The following is a 20,628-nucleotide window of genomic DNA, read 5'->3' as shown; positions in this document are numbered from 1 at the left end:
CTTATTCCCCCTTCTCCCGGTAGATGAAGTAATCGAAGTCCGCGGACTTCCTGCCGCCGGTCAGATCGTGCGCGCATAAGCCGATAAACGCGCCGGTAAATCCCCAGTCGGTGAAGTAGCCGTCCACGAGATGGGTCGCGTACTCGTCCGAGATGCGTCCCGCGTCCAGCGTCGGCCCTACGGATGTCCACGCCAGTCCGTCCGGAGCGTAATGGAACTGTAACGCTCCGTAGTCCAGCGTCAGCTTCAAATAGACGGGGCGTCCCTCCGGAATCGGAATCGGCGGCTCGCTATAATCGCGATAGACGCCGTGATCCCCCGCGACAACGGACAGCGAGACGCCGGCTTCTTCGTCTCTGCCGATGCGAAGATAGTAATAGTTCTGCGAATTGTAATAGTAGATCAGGCCCGCCATCTGCTGGTAGGTCTCCGGGGTGAAATCGACCAGCGTCTCCGCCTCGCAGCGGAAAGCCTGCTGCCGCCTGCCGATCAGGCTGTGCCGAAACCTGGAATTGGGCGACTCCATTCCCTTCAGCCGCAGCCAGCCGGGACGCGCGGCGAGCGAGATCCAATCCTCGGACATCGGCTGGCGCAGCGACTGCCATTGCAGGTCCAAGGTCTCCCCGTTAAAATCATCCTTCTCCGGCGACTGTGCCCATGGAGCCGCCTGCAACGCAGGTGCCGTCACGTCGTCCCTCGGATCGCTGCCTCCGTCGGCCAGACGCGGCCAGCCATCGTCGGTCCAGACGCAGCGCTGGATCGCCGTCTCGCGGCCCAGGTTGCAGCGGAGATCGTCGGATGCCAGCGGCCGGCCGCACAGATGAACGAGGTACCATTCATCCGTCTGCGTATGCACCAGGCTGCCGTGCCCCGCCTTCTGCAGCCTCAGCTCCGGCTTGCCGTACGAAGTCAGCATCGGCGTCCGGGGATCCGCCTCGTACGGCCCTTCGATCCGTCTCGCGCGCGCAACCGTCACCGCATGCTCGTAGCCGGTTCCGCCTTCGGCTGTCATCAGATAATAATAGCCGTCCTTTTTATACAGGTGAGGCCCTTCGGTCAAACCCAGCGGGGACCCATCGTAGATTCGGAGAGATGGGCCGATCAGCCGCCGCTCCTCGGCGGAATATTCGCGCAGGTAAATGCCGTTGAACGGATTGCGGTCCTTGCGAAAATCCCACTGCATCTGGACAAGCCACCGCCGGCCGTCGTCATCGCGGAACAGCGAGGGATCGAAGCCGTTGCTGTTCAGATAAACCGGCTCCGACCACGGGCCCATGATGTCCGGCGCGGTGACCACGTAATTGTGCGTGTCCTTGAACGCGCCGGCGTGGCTCTTCACATCGGTATAGACGAGGTAGAACCGATGGTCGCTCCAAGTCAGGCAAGGCGCCCATACGCCGCCCGAATCCGGATTCCCGATCAGATCGAGCTGGCTTGGCCGGTCGAGCGGTCTGACCAGCAGCCGCCAATGAACGAGATCGCGGGAATGATGAATCTGCACGCCCGGATACCACTGAAAAGTGGAAGTCGCGATATAATAGTCCTCCCCTACCCGAAGGATCGAAGGGTCGGGGTTGAATCCCCGCAAGATGGGATTGCGAATGCGGCTCGCGGTCATTTGGTTCATCTGATCTTCACATCCTTGCCGGTTTGGTGAAACGGCCTGCGGCGATTGGCCGCAGGCCGCGTTCGCGGAAATCCCGATTATGCGTTACTTGGTTTTGTTCAAGTCGGCGTCGTACGCTTTCTGCAGAATTTGCAGGTAGGGATCGAGCTTTAAGTTGCCGAAGCCTTGGACATAGGCGTCCCAATCTTTGGAGATGTCCTTGTGGCCGGTAATAAACTGCAGCATGTTCGACTTGACGTAATCTTCGATCGTGGCCTTGTATTGGGCCGCTTTCTCCCCATCCTCGGCGCTGATGAAAATATCGTTCGGGAAGATCTCATTCGCTTTGGGCTCCAACCCGTCGTACTTTTTCGTTTCTTGAACCAGTCGGAGTTCGTAGCCTTCCGGCGAAGCTACGTCTTGGGAGACGGCTTCCGACTCGAAGCGGTCGCGCGGCCGGAAGTCGGGTCCCGCCTGATCCCAGCCGTCCGAATGGATGGTCTCGGCACGGTACGAAGGATCGACCTGGTAAGTCGCCTGCACGCCGTTTACGGTCAACTGGCCTTCAGCCGCCTTGCTCCATGATTTCCCCTCTACGCCGAACACTTGGCCGAGCGTTCCTTCCTGCGTCCACAAGTAATCAAGCAATTGAATCGCGGCGATTTGTTTCTCCTCGCTAGCTTTATCCGTGATGACAAACCGGCCTTGGTTGCCGACCGACTTGTAGAAGCCGGAGAGCTGCACGCCCCCGGGTCCCTTCAAAGGAGGTACGGCCGCATAGTCCTGGTTGCGCGGGTCCGTCCCCGCCACCCCCATCTGAACGTGGCCGATGGCGAACGCGCCGAGCACCGTGTCTCCCGGATTGTTGCCGAGCTGCTGCAGGCCTTCTTGATTCTGGGTAAATGCCTGCGGATCGATCAGCCCGTCTTTATACAACGAGGCCATGTAGGCGAGACCGTCCTTCCATTCGGGTTGGTTCGCGGACAGCTCTACTTTGCCGTTCTTCACGCGGATATAGGAGTAGGACTGGCCGTCGCCCGTGTTGTAAATAAACGCATTCATGAGGAAGCCGGTAATATCGCCGTGCCACGTATTCTGCGCGCCGCTCAGCGGAACCTCATCCGGTTTGCCGTTGCCGTTCGGGTCCTTCGTCTTGAAGGCCTTCAGCACGTTTGCGAATTCCTCGGTGGTCGTAGGCATCTCGAGCCCCAGTTTGTCCAGCCACTTCTGATTGATCCACATCTTCTGCGCGTACCAGCAGTGATAGCATTCGTTCACTTCGGGCATGGCGTAGATGTTGCCGTCCGAAGCGGTAACCGCGGTCTTGATGTCCGGACGGTCCGCGAATATTTGCTTGATATTCGGCGCGTACTTGTCGATCAGATCGTTCAGCGGGAGAAACACGCCCTGCTTGCCGTATTTCATCTGTTCGGCCGGCGTAAAGTTCCCGCTCAGAAACACTTCCGGGTAATCGCCGCTCGCGAGCAGCACGTTGCGCTTATCGTTATTGTCGTTAGGCGGACCCACGACGAAGTCGAGCTTGACGCCGGTTTTCTCCTCCACCTGCTTGGTGAACGGATTGGCCAGCGTCGTCAGGTTCGGCGTTTGGTTGATGAAGGCGCTTAACTTGACCGTCTGCTTCGTCGCCCCGCCGGATGCGCTTCCTTCCGGCGAGGACTCTCCCCCCGTATTGCCGTTGTTGGAGCAGGCGCTCAGCAGCAGCATGGCGGCCAGCGCGATTCCCGCGGTCATTCTCCCTATTTTTCTCATTTGGACACCCCTCCGAATTTATTGTAGTTGCGCGGTCTGGGCTTGTTTTCGCCCCGTTCGGTGTAAGCTAGCCCTTTAACGAACCGATCATGACCCCCTTCACAAAGTACTTCTGAACGAATGGATATATCAGAAGGACCGGCAGACTGGAGACGACGATCAGCGAGAACTTCAGCAGATCCTTCATCCCTTGTCTGGCTTCCATCGTTCGCACGTCGACCATCATCGAGTTGTCCACGGAGTTCTGGATTAGAATCTCCCGCAGAATAAGCTGAAGCGGATACAAGTTCGCGCTCTTGAGGAAAATCAGGGCGTCGAAGTAAGCGTTCCAGGCCGCGATGGCGTACATGAGCGCCAACACCGCAACGATCGGCTTGGACAGCGGGATCACGACCGACCACAGGAAGCGAAGATCGCTGCAGCCGTCGATGTCGGCCGCCTCGTTCAATTCCTCGGGGATGGTCTCCTGGAAAAACGTTTTGGCGACGAATACTTGCCACACGGCGATCGCCTGCGGAAGCAGCAGCGCCCAGCGGGTATCGATGAGACCGAGACTTTTGACCGTCATGTAATAGGGAATGAGGCCCCCGCTGAAAATCATCGTCACGATCAGGAGGTACATCAGCACCGTTCGGCCGTGGAACGAACGCTTCGACAGCGGATAAGCGATCGCGATCGTCAGCAAGACGCTGATGAAGGTGCCGGCGGCCATATAGAACAGCGAATTGCCGTATCCCGACCAGACGCGAGGGTTGTTCAATACGGCCGTATAGCCCTTGAGCGACGGTTCCACCGGCAGCAGCCACACCCGACCCGCCACGACCGCCTGCGGGGAGCTGAACGAGGAGCTGACGATATAGACGAGGGGATAGAGCACGATCACGAGAATGGCAAACAGGATGACGTAAATGCAAGCCAGGAATACCCGGTCCGACAGCGGTTCGCGGATCTTCTTCATCGTCTTCATCCGTTAGAACAACCCCGATCCCGTGATCCGTCTCGCGCCGAAGTTGGCCAGCAGGATCAACGCCAGATTGATGAGCGAATTGAACAGGCCGACGGCGGCCGAGAAGCTATAGTTGGCTTGAATGAGACCGACCTTGTATACGTAGGTGGAGATGATCTCCGAGGCGCTTACGTTCAGCGGATTTTGCATCAGGTACACCTTCTCGAAGCCGATGTTCAACAGCTGGCCCATATTGAGGACGAGCAGCAGCACCATGATCGGCATGATGCTGGGCAGGTCGATGCGGATGATCTTCTGCAAACGGCTCGCCCCGTCCAGCTTGGCCGCCTCGTAGAGCTGCGGATTGACCCCCGCCAAGGCGGCAATGTAGATAATGGCGCTGTAGCCCATATACTGCCACACGTCGGATAGCACGAAGATGGAGGAGAACATGGACGCTTGGCCGATATAGTTGATCGAGCCGAAGCCGAACGCGGTCCGGATATGGTCGATCACCCCCGTTCTAGGCGCCAGGAACAGCAGAATCATCGATACCATGACGACGGTGGAGATGAAGTAAGGCGCGTAAGTGATCATCTGGACCGCCCGCTTGAACAAGCCGTTCTTCAGCTCGTTCAGCATGAGCGCGAGCAGGATCGGCGCGGGAAACCCGACCGCCAGCGAATACAAGCTCAGGAAAACGGTGTTTTTGATGAGCGTCCAGAAGCTCGGGTGGTGGAAGAACGCCTCGAAGTGTTTGAATCCCGCCCACGGGCTGCCCCATATGCCTTGCTTCGCGTTCAGATCTTTGAAGGCGATCTGGATGCCGAGAATCGGGACGTACTTGAATAGTAGAAAATAGAGCAGCGGCAGCGCGATGACGATGTAGAGCTGCCAGTGACGCCGCATCTTCCGCAGCGTTCCGCTCCGGATGGCCCGGCCGGGGGATGCAATCCGGATACCTGCCGCGGTCGGCGCATTCGAACGATCGGACATGGGTGTGACCTCCCTGTGGCTGACTGTGTGGTGCGATGGGGCCACTATACCGCACGGCCTTCGAGCCGGGCAATTGACAAGATTCCGGCGCTTAACAAAAATCGGATCGAGCCTTCAAGGCGCGATCCGACTGTGCCGTTTACTTTTTTCCGTCCTTAACCGAGCTGCTCCTTGCGGTAATCGCCGGGCGGCATCCCGACGACCCTCTTGAAGACCCGGTTGAAGGAGACCGAGTTCAAGTAGCCGACCCGCTGACCGACATCCTGGACGCTGAGATCGGTTTCCATCAGCATTTTTTTGGCCAGTTCGACCCGCCGGTGAATCAGAAAATCAATAAACTTGATGTCGAACTGTTCTTTGAACAGAGAGCTCACGTTTCTGGACGGAATGTCGAACAACTGGCTGAGGTGCACAAGCGACAGGTCCGGATTCGAGACATGCTCGTCGATATATTGCCGCATTCGAATCGCGATTTCCGCCGCGCCGCCTTTGCCCGCCTTCTCCATGAGCGCGTATTCGAGCTTCTCCAGGATGCCGAGAATCTCTTCTTGCACGTCCTCGAGCGTTTCGAACTGGTCGATGACGTCCTTCATGATCGCCTTGTTCGTCTCGATCATCTCGTCGTTCAGCACATTCCCTCGGATGTGCTCGAACAGATGGAACGCGAAATAGTTGAGCAGGTTGACGATCTCGTCCCGCTTCGGACGGTTCAGCTTGAGCTGTTCGCACAGCGCGGCATACTTCGCCCGCCACTCCGGCTCCATCATGCGGAAAGCGTAGACGAGCCTGCGGATCTGTTCGAGGAAATGGTACAGCTCGACCGAATCCGCCGCCGTCTCCCAGTAGCCGATTATCCGGTTGTTGCCCAGCACGACGCGGTCGTTCACCGCGCCCACGGCCGCCTTGTAGGAAGATTTGAGCAGCGGAACGGAATCGATCGCCGGACCGATGCCGAACGTGATCGTGAACGGCAGATGCGCCCGAATCCAAGCCAGGGCGCTGTCGGCGAGCTCCTGGATGCACGGGATCAGCTCGCCCGGATTGTCTTCCTGAACGTACACGAAGCCGCACATCTCCTTGTCGTTCATCCACTCGCTCCAGCTTCGCAGCCCGAACTTCTGCACCAGCTCCACGTACATGTTCTGAATGATGAAGCGGAACAGAATCATGTCCTGCTCTTTGTACCGGGACAGAACGTCCGAATACTTGTCGATCGAGACGACGACAACCGCCGCTTGCCGGAAACCGCCCGAGAAGCCGTGCCGCTCCATCTCCGCGTTCCATTCTGCGGCCGCCATCGATCGCGAGCCGCTCATCGCCTCGAGGAAGATCGACTTTTTGCGATATCCGATGTTGAGGTCCGATTGGGATTTGAACAGATTGAACCGCTCGACCAGCGAATCGAACGTCGATTCGATGTAATGAAATTCGTTGTTGCGTTCCTCCCCGCCCACGCTCTCCGGCGGGACGCTGGAGATCCGGTCCAGCTTCGAGATGAGCGAACGGAGCGGTCTGTAGTTGCGATGCGTCATATAGACGATGGACAGCAACCCCAGAATCGCGACTCCGATGGCCATCGCCACCCAGATGTTGGACAGCGTCCGCAGAGTCGAAAACCCGCTGCCTTTGGCGAGCCCGCTCTCGTACGTCCACCCCGTGTAATCCGACACGATCGTCGAGATCGCCGTCCCCTCCGAACCCTGTTCGTTCGCTTGGAGCAGCGGGAGACCGTCTTTGCCCTTAATCGTGACGTAGCTGGACGTCCGATCGATCCGCTGCGAGACGAGCTGCTCCAGCGCGCTGACCTGCACGTTGACGATCATGAGCCCGCTCTCGCCGCGGTTGGTCAAATATTTGCGGGCCAACGAGACGACGGGCTCCTCCCGCGAAGTCGCAAATTCCTTAAATGACCGTTCGTCCGTCCAGTGGTAAGAGCCTCCCTTCTTCAGTTCCGCGATAAAGGTCCGGTCCGGAAATTGCTCGAGCGGCGATACCCGATTCGAACTGAGCACATACCCGTCCCGGTCGCGCACCAAATAGATCGAGTGAATCATCGTGCCGAGCTGCTTCATGTTGTTGAATTCCTGCGTCGCCTGGTGCGTAAAGAAGACGGACGGCTGTCCCTCCTGGTCGAAATAATCGAGCAGGTTAAAGTCGGCCGACCCATTGTTGCGCGTCTGCATCGTCACCATCAGGTGATCGATCGATTTGAGCGTCTGCTCGACGCTCTGAACGATCTGATTGTTCACGCTGGCATAGATCCGGGACGTGTCCTGCTGCGCACGGTCGGATAAGATCTGGAAGAAGATGAAAAACAAAAAAGAGATCATCAGGAAAAAGACCGGCATATAGGAAAACAGAAGGCGGTAGTACCAAGTTTTTTTCAATGGCGTCCACTCCATTCATTGACGCTGCCGCACCCGGTCTCGCGATGTAAGCGTTTACGAATATGGCGACTTGCTCGCGCCTGCTTATTTTATCAATTCGATTCGGCCGCTTACAATGGGAAAACCGACCTTTCTTTTGCGGTTTCGAAAAGAAAATCGCATGGCAACTCCAGTTATCGGATGTATTTCCATTTTGGTTGAAGTTCGATCCCCTTCGCCCAGCCGATGCCGTACGCTCCCGAACGTTCGCTAGCGTCTTCTCTTCCCGTAGAAGCCTCGGCTATAATGAAAGCGAACGAGAGTGCTTGGGTCTCCCGGGCATTCGTACCGGAAAGGAGTCCGTCCTTGGTGACTTACGACAGCGTGCATCATTACGCCTCGCCGGCTTACGGTACGATCTTCGCCGGCCACTTCAACGAAGCCGACCGCTATGTCACGAACCGTCCGGAAGGGATGGCCGACTGGCTCCTCGTATATACACTGGAGGGGGAAGGCTACTTTCGCACGCCTTCCGGCGAGACGCGCTGCACGGCAGGCGATGTCTGCCTGCTCCGCGGCGGGGTGCCCCATCAATACGGAACGGCGCCGGAGTGCCGGTGGAACCTCATCTGGTCGCATTTCCCGTATCTGACCGAGACGAAGTATGTGCCGGATGCCGATCTCCTGCGGATCTCCCTGGGCGATGAGCACTCTCGGAATCGGGTCTACCGCGCGCTGCGGAACGTGCTGCAGGATTCGCGGGAACGGCGCTCGCTCTGGGAGCAGCTCTGCGAGAACGAGATTCGCGGCGTCCTGCTGCTGATGGCGGAGCAGAGCCGCAAAAAAGCGGACCCGCGGGTCGAGGAGACGCTGCATTATTTATCGAGGCATATGGGGGATACGCTGCGGGTCGAGGAGATCGCCCGGGCGATCGGACTGTCCGCCTCCAGGCTGTCCCATCTGTTCAAACAAGAGACGGGGTCGACGCTGATGGATACGCTGAACGAGATGCGGATTCGTCAGGCCGCCTTGCTGATGAAGCTATCCGGACGAACGGCGACGGAGGCCGCGACGGACGTCGGCTTCCGGAATTACAACCACTTCGCGTCCGTGTTCCGCCGGCAGATGGGCGTCAATCCCGGCGAGTACCGGCGGCTTCATCATCCCGCCTCGTTCTTCCACGCCTAATCCTGGACTGCGTTATCCGATCATGCCGATCGCTGCGCAGCTATAAACGCAGAAGAGCCAGCCGGATGATCCGGCTGGCCTTCCTCATATCCTATCCGTTAAAAAGCTACGCGTTCCACCAGCCAAATGCCGCCGAGGAGAAAGGCCAAGGACGATCCCGCCACGATCGCGCGCCTCGAGAAGCGCCAACGGTGAATCAGCATCAGCAGCGGCAGGATGGCGGCGACCAGCGTCACCTGAACGGCTTCGATGCCGAGGTTGAAGCTGATGAGGTCCGCCGCCAGTTCGCTGCGCGGAATGTTCATCTCCTGCAGAATGTCGGCGAAGCCCATGCCGTGGATCAAGCCGAACAGAAAGGTCAGCACCCATCGGTGGCTCACCTGCTTGCGCACGACGTTGTCCACCGCGACGAAGCAGATGCTGAGCGCAATCATCGGTTCGACGATTCTGGGAGAGACATGGATGATGCCCAGCACGGTCAGCGTGAGCGTCATGCTGTGCGCGATCGTAAACGCGGTGATCATGCCGGCGTATTGCTTGAACTTCTGCCTGGCGATGAGCAGCGAGAATAGAAACAGCAGATGGTCGTACCCCGTCAAAATGTGGTTCATGCCGAGGACGAAGAAGGAATACCAGCCCGAGCCGGCCGCGGACGCGCCATCATGCGGCTGACCGTCCGATTGCGCGTCTGAAGGCAAGCCGGCGTAGGCGTCCGCGCTCATCTGCATCGCCCACTCCCGATACTTGCCGGACAAAGCCGAAGTGCTCTTGTGGCTGCCGTACTGAATCGTAACCAGGTTGACGTAGTTGGTGACCGTATCGTTCTGATACAGCTGATCCGTCAGCGATACGGTTTGGGAGGCGGAAACCGGCGGATAATTCGCCTTCAGCACCGCCTTGGCGGCGTTCCCTTGCCGCTCCAGCGTCAAGCTGACCGCTCCGGTCGCCTCCTGATCTTTCCGATCGATGGCGAGCCGAATCTGTTGCTTCAGCAGCGCCTTAACCGAATCTTCCGCCGCGGCGAATTCTTCCGGTTCGAGCATGCCGTTCTTGTCGGCGTCGGCCCCGGTCAACTCGATCACGGACAGCTCGTCCAGCGTATACGTCATCTCGACGCCCGACTTCGTGAATTGAAGCGTCGTATAGCCCGCGCTGTAGGCATGGGCGTCCGCTTGCCGTCCCGGCGGGATCAGCAGCAGCGCCAGCACGGCCGACAGGCAGAAGGCATAGCGCCATGCGACTTGACTGCGAAGCATGAAGGTTCCTCCCGCAAATACGGCAGGGACGCCATTCGCGAAAATGGCATCCCCGCCTGCTAATTGAAGCCGATATCGAATCCGGTTAGTTCGTCAACAGATTATAGACGACTTGCGCAGCTTCCGCGCGCGTAGCTTTGCCGAGCGGATTAAACGTATTCGGCGCGGTGCCGCCGATCAGGCCAAGCGCGGAGGCCGACTTCACGGACGCGGCCGCCCACTTGGAGATTTTGGCATCGTCCTTGAACTTGACGCTCGTACCCACCTCTGGCTTGCCGTTCTGATGTTCGTACGCGCGCATCAGCATCGTGACCATCTCTTCGCGCGTAATCGGGGCTTGGGAGCCGAAGGTCGAAGCGTTCTGCCCCTTGACGATGCCCGCTTCTACGGCGGCGGCAACGGCGTCGGCATACCAGGCGCCGGCCTTGACATCTTGGAAGGACACGCTGCCTTTATTCGTCAGGTCCAGCGCTCGGACCAGCATCGCGGTAAATTCGGCGCGCGTGACCGTACGACCCGGCTCGAATTTGGAATCGCTCGTTCCGTTCAAGATTTGTTTCGAGACGAGCAATTGAATGGCATCGGCAGCCCAATAGCCGGCCGGAACGTCAACGAACGATTTGGCCGTACCGCCTCCGTTGCCGGATGCCGGCGGTTGGGTTGGCGCCGGCGTCGGGCTCGGCGTCGGGCTCGGTGTCGCACTAGGGGTTGGCGTCGGTGTCGGTGTCGGGGTTGGGGTAGGCGTAGGACCCGAAGGCGAACCGCCACCGCCCGATGTGACCGTAACCTTGGCAGTCGCCTGCAGGCCGCCGGCGGTCGCTTCGATCGTCGCGGTCCCCGCCGCCTTGGCGGTCACGACGCCGTTCGCGTCTACCGTCGCGACCGTTGCATCGCTTGACTTCCACGTTACGGCGCGGTTGGTGGCTTCCGCCGGCGCGACGGTCGCCACGAGCGTAGTCGTTTGTCCAACTTGCAGTGATACGTCGGACTTGTTCAGCGTCACGCCGGTTACCGGCACGCCTACCGTAATCTCGGCCTTCTCGGCCGTCACTTGGGAAGCGACTTCACTGTGCTTGTTCAGCGTCGTCAAAGCGGACTTGCCGAGACGCACGTCGGCGACGGCGGCGCTGTTCTTGTCCACCAACTCGAACGTCAGTTTGACGACATCCGTGTACGCGCCGTAATTTTCGGAGCGGATCGGCTGATTCAGCTCCGCCTGGATGCTGACCGTACCGTTGGCATCATTAGCCACGAAGGTACCGGAATCCGGGGTGACCAATTCAGCCTTCTTAAATTTCAGCTTCGTGGTGTCATAGTTAAACCCAGTATTAAACTTCTTCACCGCGTTGGCATTGCCGATTGCATAGTAATAGTCCAGCTCGGCGTTCGGATCGGACTGCTGCGTCGTTTTGGCGTATACTTTGGCGTTTTCGGCTTCCTTCACCAAGCCGTACGTATCGACCCGCTCCAGCGTGTCCGAGCGGTACGTATCGACCGTGAGGCTGCTCGGCGTCACGTGAATGGCCGAGAACGTCGGCGTCTTCAGCTGGGTGCGGACTTCCGAATACACCTCCGGCGTCGTCATCAGCTCGTAGTATTTGCTGCCGCTCGCGGAGTTGGCGGTCACGTACGTCGAGCCGGTCGGATTGACGTCTCTGCCTTGGGTGTCCACGAGCTGCCTGCCTTGGACTTGGTCACCGTTCATGACATAAGTCCGGACGAACGAGTGGTCGTGACCCATGAAGATCATGTCCACGTCGAGCTTGTCAAATGCCGGGAACAGCGCTTGTCGCAGCCCCGTAATGACAGCCTCCGTCGAGTGTGGTCCGGCGCCGTAAATGTCGTGGTGGAACGTCACGATCCGCCATTTCGTGTTCGGCACGTCCTTTACCGTTTGTTCCATGAACTGTACATGCACGGCTCCATCCGTATTATTCGTGTTCAGCACCATGAACAGCGTGTCGCCGTAAGTGTAGTAATAGTCGCCGCCGCTGTTCTTGGTATCGCCAAGACCTGATAAGTTCGGCACGTTGAAGTGATACTGGTAGTTGGCGCTCGTATCGTGGTTGCCGACGACCGAAGCGATCGGCAGGTTGCGCATCAGGTCGGGGCTTAGGAAAGCGTCGTACTCCGACTCGTTGGTGCTGTGCTCGACCTGGTCGCCCGCCGACATGATGTAGCTGATGTTCGGGAACTTGCTGAACGCCTGGTTTAGCGTATTGGTCCAGCCTTCAGTATCCTTCGCCACGCTGCCGGAAGCGCCGATCTGCGGGTCGCCGACGAACATGAGCGTGTAATTATGCGGGTCCTGGGTCGCAAAGTCGTAGACCGGACTCCAGTTGCCGTCCGTCCCGTCGCCGACGCGATAGACGTACTGCGTCTGCGGAGCGAGGCCTGTGGCCGTTGCCTTGTTCGAAAAGTACACCGTCGAGGCGACGCTGGCCGCCTGGGAAGCCGATCCGACGAACGTCATCGCCTGTTCGGCTGGGAAGTCGGCTCCTTTCATTTCCGCTTTTCTCGCCATTTGAACGACGGTCCTCGCCGGTTGGTCGGGCGAGTACCAGGTAAAGTTCAACTCGGACTCGTTCGCGCCGGGATTCAGCGCGATGTCACTGACCGCGTACGGAACGGCCGCATGCGCAACGTTCGGCGCGACGATCTTGGCGTCGTGCCCGCCGAACTGGAACGGCAGCGCCGAGACGATCAGCATCGCGGACAGCACCACGGCGCCAAGCTTCGCCCATCGCTGCTTTTGGGGGTCTAGACTTTTCCACATGAAACTCACTCACCTCTTCTAGTAATATTTAACTTCTCTCTAGCATTAAGAATATAGCTTTTAACTATTAACAAAGATGCGAGTCCCAATTAACTTTGTGTAAATGTTGCGGCGCTATGCTAGCAGATAGGAAATCATGTCTTACCGATAGGCGACCGACAAGAAGCCGGCCAGGCCAACTAGCGCAATCGCCGAGAGAAGCGTCGGATCGAAGCGTTTGAGGCGCGACGCATAGCGAAAGGTCGGATACAGGACGAGCGCTAAGAGCGCCAGCCCGGCAGCGAGTCCGAGGCCATAGGAGGTCAGGGATGCTGCGGCCAGCTCGGCGTCCGCCCGCATGCCGGATAAGGTCTGCGCGAAGAAGAGGCCGTGGACGAGACCGCACCCGCACGCCAGCCAGATCCGGCTCCTCGGGCCGGCGGAGAGCAGTCCATGCAGCGCGGCGCAGCAGACGCTCAGCGCGCAGACGGCGCCGACGAAGCGCTCGGGCAGGACAATGGCTTGCAACCCGGCAGTCAGGGCCAACGCAATTGTACCGGCACCGGCGAACGCGGCGACGGCGGTCATGGCCTGCCGCAAGGGACGGCCTGTCAAGAGCAACACCGCCGCGAACAAGAGCGAGGCATAACCGGTAAGCCACGACTTCAAGCCGAGGAGGCTGTATCGCTCGAAGGCTTCCGCCAGACTCATCCGGCCGAGCTGAAGCTCCCGGAGCTGGCTCACGAGGACGCCTGTCCCTTGCAATCGGCCGAGCGATACGTTCACGTAGTTGACGTGCCATTGATCGTTGTCGAAGACGAAGTCGTAATCCAGCGCGAACTGCGCGGGCGGACGGTTCGCCGGATACGACAGCACGGCTTCGGCGAACGTCTGGGTTTCGCCCTCCTTCGCGATGCCGCGCAGCGCGACCAGCTTGCCGCGTAGCGGCAGCCCGTCCGCATAGAGCCGCAAATGAGGGAGAAGCGCCTCTTCGACTTGCGGTCCGGCGATCGCGAAGAACCGGTCCAACACCTCCGGCGCCTCGCTCTCGATGTCCGGATCGTCCGGCGTAACGATCGTTCGCAGGTCGTAGAGGTCGATCTGCAGCGTATAGCGGATCGCGCCGTCTTCGTAGACGAGATCCGAATAGGCCAAGCTGTTGTTGCCGTGGGCCGACGCGGCCGGCGTCCAGCCGAGCAGCGCAAGTCCCAATAGGGCAATGACGCATGCGATTCGTCCGATTTTCACTTTTCGTCCTCCCGAGCTGATAGGCATGTCCGTTTCTGCGACCGATCATAGCACGTTCGTCTTTTCGTACGAGACGAGATTTGTAAAAGCGGTATTAAAATTCAATCGCGCGCCCGGCGCGGACGAGCGCAAGCCGCCGTTGCCCCGGTGCCTCCAGCGGAGGTCTATCATGTTCCCATCGGCTCCCAAAACGAGAGTCATCCTGTTCGCCGTCGTCCTGCTGCTCCTGACCGTCGCCATGGTTCTGTTCAGCCGGGCGCCCGAGCCCAAGTACAACGAGCAGAGCGGTACGGGTGGCAGAGAATACGTAAAAGCCAAAGTGCTGCGCGTATTGAAGGAGGAATTGGAGAAAGATTCGGAGCGGGGGAATACGTATCACGGCTATCAGGAGATCGAGGTACGGATCTTGTCCGGAGAACACAAGGGCGAGGTCCACACCGTCACGAACAACGTGAGCGTCTACCTGAATGTCATCGCGAAGCAGGGGCAGACGCTCATCGCCAACATCGACTCGGCGGGCAAGGACTTTTATTTGGTGACGGTCTACAGCTATTACCGAGCGCCGATCCTGCTGGCGATGTTCCTGATCTTCTTCGGCTTGCTCTGGTGGATCGGGGGCAAAAAGGGGCTGAAATCCGTTCTTGGCATTCTCTTTACGCTCGGCTGCATCGTCTGGCTGTTCATCCCGATGCTGTACCGAGGCTACTCGCCGCTGCTCGCCTCCCTGCTGATCGTCGTCCTGACCACCTGCGTCACGCTGCTGCTGCTGAACGGCTGGACGCCCAAGTCGCTGGCCGCCATCCTAGGCACGATCAGCGGGGTGGCGCTGTCGGGCATTCTCGCCTACGCGTTCGGCCAATGGGCGCATATTACCGGCTACAATACGGCGGAGGTCGAGGTGCTCGTCGTGGTAGCCGACCAGACGGGCCTTCAGCTCGGCGGTTTGCTGTTCGCGGGGATCCTGCTCTCCTCCCTCGGCGCGATCATCGACGTCGGCATCTCGATCGCCGCGGCCGTCCAGGAGGTATACGAGACGAACCCGAATCTGAGCCGCCGCGAGCTGTACCGCTCCGGCCTTAACGTCGGACGCGATATGATGGGGACGATGGCGAACACGCTCATCCTGGCGTTGACAGGCACGACGCTCGCCTCACTCATGATCCTGTATGCGGTCAAGGTGCCGTTCTCGCAGCTGACCAACATGAATATGATGACCGTCGAGATCGTCCAGGGTCTCACCGGCTGCATCGGCGTCGTGCTGACCGTGCCGATCGTCGCCTTCATCTCCGCCCGCGTCATTCCCGACTCCGGGAAAACGGCATCGACCGCCTCGGAGCTGCAGAGCAAAAGCGCATAACCCGCAATCGGCTTTGTTCGACAGAACGATCAAAGGTCCGCTTCCCTCTCCCGGGGAGCGAATGAATCGTCTCCTCATAGCGGAACAAATCAAAACCCGCACAACAGCCTTGTACAATCAAGGTTATTGTGCGGGTTTATTCGTTTAGGATTGCGCTTATTCTTTGACTGCGCCGATCGTAATTTCTTTGGCTACGCTTAAGTTCTCTTTTCTCATCATTTCTTTTTATGGTAATGATACCCGGTACAGAGCCCTTTTTGTTTTGATTTTGCTGAGCAATTGTGTCCGCCATTTTTATCCGTTCTTCCTGAATGTGCGTAAGCAGAAGAGGAGACTCCCACGAATACGGATAACGCAACGATCAATACCATTATTTTTTTCATTGGTCACCTTGTAAATACCCTATGCTTTAGGGCGTGATCGCATTCTTTACCATTTTATAATAAAACCCATATTTAGGATATAGATTTTTTGTATCGGGGACTGATTCGCGTGCTTTCAAAAAATCATAAATATTCCTTGACAGGTATATTCCTTTTGAAGTATATTCAGGTCAAGGAAAACAAAACCCAATCCAAGGAGAGATGAATCATGAAAAAAATCCAAATCGCTTACTGGATCTGCACCATTCTGTTCTCGCTGGCGATGTTATTCTCGGCGATCCCGGCCGTCCTGGGGGAAAAGGAAACCGTGCAATTCATCACCGACCTGCTGGGGTACCCACTCTATTTCGTCTTCTACAGCGGTATCGTAAAGGTACTCGGCATCGCGGCGATCCTGATTCCCGGCTTCCCCCGCTTGAAAGAATGGGCCTATGCCGGATTGGCCTTCGACTTGATCAGCGTTTGTTATTCGAGCATCGCAGTCGGCGGCTCCGTTGTCTCAAGCTCGCCGATGATCGTATACTTCCTCTTGCTCGCCGGATCGTATTTGCTCTATCACAAGAAGAAGGCTTCCATCGGTTCGCCCGCTACGGATCGGAGAGGTTCGAAACAAGCGTTGACCGGAGCCGGGGTTTAACCCCGGCTTTTTTCACGCTATCGGCAGTAACCTATTCCAATTCTCGAATAGAGGTCCCTTTACGCTGTGGCGCCACACTGACTTTCCAGCTTCAGAGCGAAAACTAAAGGCCTAGCTCGGAGAGGCCGGGATAATGATCCGGGCGCCGCCCCAATGGCCAGCGATATTTTCGCTCAGCTTCGCTAATAGGCATATCATTGATTGAGGCGTAACGGCGCTTATTCAAGCCATTAGCGCTAAACTCCCAATTCTCATTCCCGTAGGATCGAAACCATTGGCCGCTATCGTCATGCCACTCATATGCAAAGCGTACCGCGATGCGGTTGCCGTTGAATGACCAGAGCTCCTTGATTAGACGATAATTCAGTTCTTTATTCCACTTTCTTGTAAGAAACGCTATGATTTCCGCTCTGCCCACCGGGAATTCGATTCGGTTCCGCCAGCGGCTGTCTTCGGTGTAGTCCAATGCAACCAGTTGTGGATTGCGGGTGTTCCAGTCATCCTCCGCCTTGCGGACTTTTGCAGTTGCCGTTTCCAATGAAAAGGGCGGCAAAGAAAATTTCATCAAATATTTCACCTTTCTATTGTTGTTGCCTGTTGCGCATGGTCCCATCGCATTTGCGTTCTACAATCATAGCGTAAAACATCCTACGCCCCCTTTTCGCAATGGTCATTTGTACCATTGTATGGAGTTGCGGATTTTGTGTGAGGCAAATCATGAAGGACACACAACTCAAATCGCATCAAGTGCTTATTTCTCGGCTGACCCAAATGCTTGAGCACTTTTTATGAAACGAATATGACTCACTATATCTTCTGAAAACTCTCTGTATCCCGAATTCCTGGGCGGAGCTGGTTTGAGCTTGAAGGTAGCGAGAAGCGGACGGAAAAGCTCGTCTGGCCCCCCTCAAGTAACTTTCAAACCGCAAAAAGCCCCTCCCTTTGCCACAGTGGAAAGAGAGGGGCAAAACTCTAATGGGCGTCCCACAAAACCTTAAAGTCCAAAAAGGAATCCAACGTTTCGTAGGGCATGATCTTGGTCGGGAAGCTGTCGCCCGCGCCGTTCTCCGGAGGCGACGAGAACAACTCCAATCCGACGTTGTAATGCATGCCGAAGTAAGGCGGCTCCTTCTCCCCGCCGAAATCCCTCCAGAACCACAGGTACGGCCAACGCTCGCCCGCCCACTCCACCTGGGCGCCGATCCCGTCGGGGCGCATCAGTCTGTATGCCGGTCGGGCCGCTTTCAGCACCTCGAAACCTCCGGGGCTCCCGGGCTCGGGCACGGAGAACGGCTGATCCCGGGAAGGCAAATCAATCAAGGTGCCCGGCTGCAAGAAGGGCTCGCCGAAGGTGATATGATGACCCCAACGGTAGTCGACGGCGCAAGGGGATTCGTTAACAAGCTTCTCTTCCACCCGGAATCCGGCATCGCCGGTTCGCAGGATCACCGTTTTCTCCAGTCGCAGCGGAACCGTCCGTAGCCTATTCGCGAATCGGACCCGGATTTCTTCGGGATCGTCCTTCACGACCTCGTACTCCCACTGAACCAAACTCACCTCTCCGTAAGCCATGGCCGCGCTTTCCGCCGTTGATCCGCCTTCGATATAAGGGAGAATTTCCTGCCAGCCTCCCTCGTATTGGTGCTGAAAGCCGCTGAACAGCGGTTCCCGCCTGCGCAGGCCGGACCGGGTGAACCAACAGAAGTCCGTATCCGTCGGCTTGTGCAGCAGCTCGACGACGTCCGTTCCCTTGCCGGGCAAGAGCGTCATCCGGAACTTCTCGTTCTCCATAACGAGCGTATCATAACCTTTGTAGACGATATCCCGCTTGATCCTGCAGCGGGAGTTGCGTTCCGTCATGGCCGTTCACCCCATCGATTTCGATCGTTACCGTTTCCCCGGGCAGCAGGTCGACGAACAGCCGGCCTTCGACGATTTGCACCGGTTTCGCTTCGGCCGGCGCATTCCCGGAGTAGCAGCGGGCGGCTCTGAAGGAAGTTGCGATATCCATGCTGCAGACCTGCCCTTTTTCTCCCGAATAATGAACCAGGAAAGATTTCGTTCCCGATGCGACCGCTTCATCCTCCCATTCATATACGTCCAGACTCATGAGGCAGACATTCGGATCTTCACTGCGCAGAATCCCGTCCCACAGCAGCGCGGCGCGGAATGTCTGGCCCGCCCCGTAAATTTCCTGACCGGCGTAACCGGTCTTGTCGTCTTCCAGCGTTCCGAGGTTTTCCAGCGGTATATAGGCCAGGTCGGACAACCGGTATCGCTCGGGCAAACATTGCGGGAAGCAATACAGGTTATTGATTCTCGCCTGGTTCAAAATCCGCAGCAGGCCGGCATGCGCCTTGCGCCCCTTCAGCGTCGAGGCGATCCGGGCCGCGCATTCCACGTTCTCGAAAAAAGCGGGGTACAGCATCGGCGTGCAAGCCTGAAACATGCCCCAAATCCGGTAATCCGGAAAGCTCGGGTCGTTGTACCAATAAACCATCCGTAGATTTTGCGCTAACAAATAACGGTAGATCTCCTCGTAGACCGTATCGCCCGTTTCCCTCTGCAGGCAATCGGCGGCCTGCACCGCCATCGCCAACAAATGGGATTCCTGATGCAGGGAGTTGACCGGAGCATGCATGAGCACGCGAATCGCGTGTTCCGCTTCTTCCAAGTAAACGGCGTCTCCCTTGGCTTTGTACAGAAGGTACATAAAGTATGCATAGGCCCCAGCTATCGGATACGCATCGCCGTTGCCGTGCTTCTTCAATTCCGGTACGCGGAAAGAAAGCGGGAACAGATACCCGCAGTTTCGGGCCAGCGGAATGATCACGCGTTCGACTTCTTCTTCGATCCGACTGCACGAGGCGCGGTCCTGATCAAGCCGGGCCGCTCTCCACCATTCTTCGAGCAAATAAATATACTGCCACGTGCCCCAGACCCGATCGTTCTGATTCAAAAGCATATCCTCGCCGGCATGACGGATGAACGTCCACACTTTATCGCGAAGACGCGCATTCGCCGAAGTCGGAAACGCTCGGGCGATTTGCGCAAGCGGATGGATCATCATGAGCGCGGCATCCAATCCGGGATGATTGCGGAAATCGACGGTTAATCCTTTGGCCGCGAACGATTCCTCCCAAGCCGGCGAGACGCCGTTGACATATGGAATCAGCATGTCGTATGCGCCGTTGTTGTTCCAGCAAGCTTCTTCGTTCATCAGCTCTTCCGCGCAACGGTCGGCGAACACGCTCCATCGGCCGGCATTGGCAGGCGGCTCGACGGCGCCCGGCACCCAGTCCAGACAGGCTTCCACCAAGTCGACGACCGCACTCTGCTCCGTCGGCGGAGTCTCCTGGGTGAAGCTACGGATTCCATAAGAGAAGCGGGTGCCTTCAACGGGAAATTCCGTTTGGAACGGCCCATCGGCTACCAAGCCGAGGGACAACCGTCCGGGCGGGCGGGCGTATTCCCGCCGGAGGCCGCATCGGTACTGCAGGAATCTCGGTATGCCCGCCTTGGCCATCCACCCCATCGAACTCATGTCGAAGAACATCATTACGCCGAATTTCTGATAGGAATCGTAATAATAACAGGCCGGAAAATCGTTTCCCCTCGCCTCGTTGTTCCATTCCGTCGGATTGTCGATATTCGTCTTGAACCAGACGTGATCGCCGCGCTCATACGGCGGGAGGGTTCCTAGGTTCACCGTAATCTCCGGTTCCGTTCGGTTGGAATCCAGCGTGAACGCCGACGCTCCGGACAACGTGATGTCAAAGCGAATCCAGCCTGTGGCAGAATCGGCGCTTACGGTGCCTTGCCAATCGTACAGAAAGCCGTCCGCATCGTTTTTCGTTCCCGATACTTCCAGATCGCCGCACGCGGATAACGCGATTTTTTCCGGATAGAGACCGAAATATTTCCCTTGGACCAAGGGTTGGAATGGCTCGGTCAGCCTATGCCAGCGATCTTCCCCGGCTTTTTCCAAATGATAGCCGTAGCTTTTCTCGCGCTCATCGTATTCGAATACAAGCCTGGTTTTCTCCCCGCTCTGCAGGACGTAACGACGCTCCATCTCCGCTCTCTCCTCTTCGTATCCCTCTCTGTTTTTGTGCCGGAA

The 20,628-nt window shown here is 57.8% G+C and carries 15 protein-coding genes; 3 read left to right on the top strand and 12 right to left on the bottom strand.

Going from position 1 to position 20,628, the window contains the following annotated elements; genetic code table 11:
• Position 1: 1 nt before the first annotated feature.
• The 5 genes from H7C19_RS08280 to H7C19_RS08260 all read right to left on the bottom strand — a co-directional run bounded on the left by H7C19_RS08280 (position 2) and on the right by H7C19_RS08260 (position 7,705).
• Positions 2-1,618 (bottom strand): glycoside hydrolase family 43 protein, encoded by a 1,617-nt coding sequence (locus H7C19_RS08280; RefSeq protein ID WP_185142362.1) that lies wholly within the window; start codon positions 1,616-1,618, stop codon positions 2-4.
• Between the two features lie 93 nt (positions 1,619-1,711).
• The gene (locus H7C19_RS08275; RefSeq protein ID WP_185142176.1) at positions 1,712-3,376 is read right to left on the bottom strand and encodes an ABC transporter substrate-binding protein; all 1,665 of its coding nucleotides are present in this window, start codon (positions 3,374-3,376) and stop codon (positions 1,712-1,714) included.
• A gap of 67 nt (positions 3,377-3,443) precedes the next feature.
• On the bottom strand, positions 3,444-4,343 hold the full coding sequence (locus tag H7C19_RS08270) for a carbohydrate ABC transporter permease (protein ID WP_185142175.1): 900 nt from the start codon (positions 4,341-4,343) through the stop codon (positions 3,444-3,446).
• A gap of 3 nt (positions 4,344-4,346) precedes the next feature.
• Positions 4,347-5,318 (bottom strand): ABC transporter permease, encoded by a 972-nt coding sequence (locus H7C19_RS08265; RefSeq protein ID WP_185142174.1) that lies wholly within the window; start codon positions 5,316-5,318, stop codon positions 4,347-4,349.
• A gap of 155 nt (positions 5,319-5,473) precedes the next feature.
• Entirely contained in the window at positions 5,474-7,705 is a 2,232-nt protein-coding gene (locus tag H7C19_RS08260) for a helix-turn-helix transcriptional regulator (RefSeq protein ID WP_185142173.1), read from the bottom strand.
• Between the two features lie 348 nt (positions 7,706-8,053).
• On the opposite strand from H7C19_RS08260, the gene H7C19_RS08255 reads away from it, so the two are divergent.
• Positions 8,054-8,872 carry a helix-turn-helix domain-containing protein gene (locus tag H7C19_RS08255; RefSeq protein WP_313731487.1) on the top strand — a complete coding sequence of 273 codons (819 nt, stop codon included), beginning with the start codon at positions 8,054-8,056 and terminating at the stop codon, positions 8,870-8,872.
• 98 nt (positions 8,873-8,970) lie between these two features.
• Here the strand turns inward: H7C19_RS08255 and H7C19_RS08250 are convergent, their stop codons facing one another.
• The 3 genes from H7C19_RS08250 to H7C19_RS35430 form a co-directional block, all read right to left on the bottom strand.
• Positions 8,971-10,128 (bottom strand): HupE/UreJ family protein, encoded by a 1,158-nt coding sequence (locus H7C19_RS08250; RefSeq protein WP_185142171.1) that lies wholly within the window; start codon positions 10,126-10,128, stop codon positions 8,971-8,973.
• Between the two features lie 85 nt (positions 10,129-10,213).
• Positions 10,214-12,904, bottom strand: a complete 2,691-nt coding sequence (locus tag H7C19_RS08245; RefSeq protein ID WP_185142170.1) for an S-layer homology domain-containing protein — start codon at positions 12,902-12,904, stop codon at positions 10,214-10,216.
• A gap of 141 nt (positions 12,905-13,045) precedes the next feature.
• Entirely contained in the window at positions 13,046-14,131 is a 1,086-nt protein-coding gene (locus H7C19_RS35430; protein ID WP_185142169.1) for a HupE/UreJ family protein, read from the bottom strand.
• A gap of 169 nt (positions 14,132-14,300) precedes the next feature.
• Here H7C19_RS35430 and H7C19_RS08235 point away from each other — a divergent pair, with 169 nt between their 5' ends.
• Positions 14,301-15,488 carry a YibE/F family protein gene (locus tag H7C19_RS08235; RefSeq protein ID WP_185142168.1) on the top strand — a complete coding sequence of 396 codons (1,188 nt, stop codon included), beginning with the start codon at positions 14,301-14,303 and terminating at the stop codon, positions 15,486-15,488.
• 215 nt (positions 15,489-15,703) lie between these two features.
• Here the strand turns inward: H7C19_RS08235 and H7C19_RS08230 are convergent, their stop codons facing one another.
• Entirely contained in the window at positions 15,704-15,859 is a 156-nt protein-coding gene (locus tag H7C19_RS08230) for a YHYH domain-containing protein (protein WP_246469388.1), read from the bottom strand.
• A 220-nt stretch (positions 15,860-16,079) separates the two neighbouring features.
• Here H7C19_RS08230 and H7C19_RS08225 point away from each other — a divergent pair, with 220 nt between their 5' ends.
• Entirely contained in the window at positions 16,080-16,508 is a 429-nt protein-coding gene (locus tag H7C19_RS08225) for a DoxX family protein (protein ID WP_185142166.1), read from the top strand.
• 103 nt (positions 16,509-16,611) lie between these two features.
• Here H7C19_RS08225 and H7C19_RS08220 read toward each other — a convergent pair whose 3' ends face one another.
• The 3 genes from H7C19_RS08220 to H7C19_RS08210 form a co-directional block, all read right to left on the bottom strand.
• Entirely contained in the window at positions 16,612-17,085 is a 474-nt protein-coding gene (locus tag H7C19_RS08220; RefSeq protein ID WP_313731486.1) for a nuclear transport factor 2 family protein, read from the bottom strand.
• Between the two features lie 395 nt (positions 17,086-17,480).
• Positions 17,481-18,368: an aldose epimerase family protein gene (locus tag H7C19_RS08215; protein ID WP_185142164.1), complete on the bottom strand. Its 888-nt coding sequence runs from the start codon at positions 18,366-18,368 to the stop codon at positions 17,481-17,483.
• Positions 18,310-20,583, bottom strand: a complete 2,274-nt coding sequence (locus tag H7C19_RS08210) for a hypothetical protein (protein ID WP_185142163.1) — start codon at positions 20,581-20,583, stop codon at positions 18,310-18,312. The genes H7C19_RS08215 and H7C19_RS08210 overlap by 59 nt, the downstream gene beginning before the upstream one ends.
• Positions 20,584-20,628: the final 45 nt, after the last annotated feature.

The sequence above is a fragment of the Cohnella nanjingensis genome, assembly GCF_014212125.1.
GTDB lineage: Bacteria > Bacillota > Bacilli > Paenibacillales > Paenibacillaceae > Cohnella > Cohnella nanjingensis.
This window is presented reverse-complemented; position numbering and strand designations above follow the sequence as displayed.

Bases quoted from the DNA above. Each gene is read 5' to 3' on its own strand.
- H7C19_RS08270 (WP_185142175.1), bottom strand. From the start codon at position 4,343: ATGAAGACGATGAAGAAGATCCGCGAACCGCTGTCGGACCGGGTATTC.
- H7C19_RS08245 (WP_185142170.1), bottom strand. From the start codon at position 12,904: ATGTGGAAAAGTCTAGACCCCCAAAAGCAGCGATGGGCGAAGCTTGGC.
- H7C19_RS08210 (WP_185142163.1), bottom strand. From the start codon at position 20,583: ATGGAGCGTCGTTACGTCCTGCAGAGCGGGGAGAAAACCAGGCTTGTA.
- H7C19_RS08280 (WP_185142362.1), bottom strand. From the start codon at position 1,618: ATGACCGCGAGCCGCATTCGCAATCCCATCTTGCGGGGATTCAACCCC.
- H7C19_RS08235 (WP_185142168.1), top strand. From the start codon at position 14,301: ATGTTCCCATCGGCTCCCAAAACGAGAGTCATCCTGTTCGCCGTCGTC.
- H7C19_RS08265 (WP_185142174.1), bottom strand. From the start codon at position 5,318: ATGTCCGATCGTTCGAATGCGCCGACCGCGGCAGGTATCCGGATTGCA.
- H7C19_RS08225 (WP_185142166.1), top strand. From the start codon at position 16,080: ATGAAAAAAATCCAAATCGCTTACTGGATCTGCACCATTCTGTTCTCG.
- H7C19_RS08275 (WP_185142176.1), bottom strand. From the start codon at position 3,376: ATGAGAAAAATAGGGAGAATGACCGCGGGAATCGCGCTGGCCGCCATG.
- H7C19_RS08250 (WP_185142171.1), bottom strand. From the start codon at position 10,128: ATGCTTCGCAGTCAAGTCGCATGGCGCTATGCCTTCTGCCTGTCGGCC.
- H7C19_RS08215 (WP_185142164.1), bottom strand. From the start codon at position 18,368: ATGACGGAACGCAACTCCCGCTGCAGGATCAAGCGGGATATCGTCTAC.
- H7C19_RS08230 (WP_246469388.1), bottom strand. From the start codon at position 15,859: ATGGTATTGATCGTTGCGTTATCCGTATTCGTGGGAGTCTCCTCTTCT.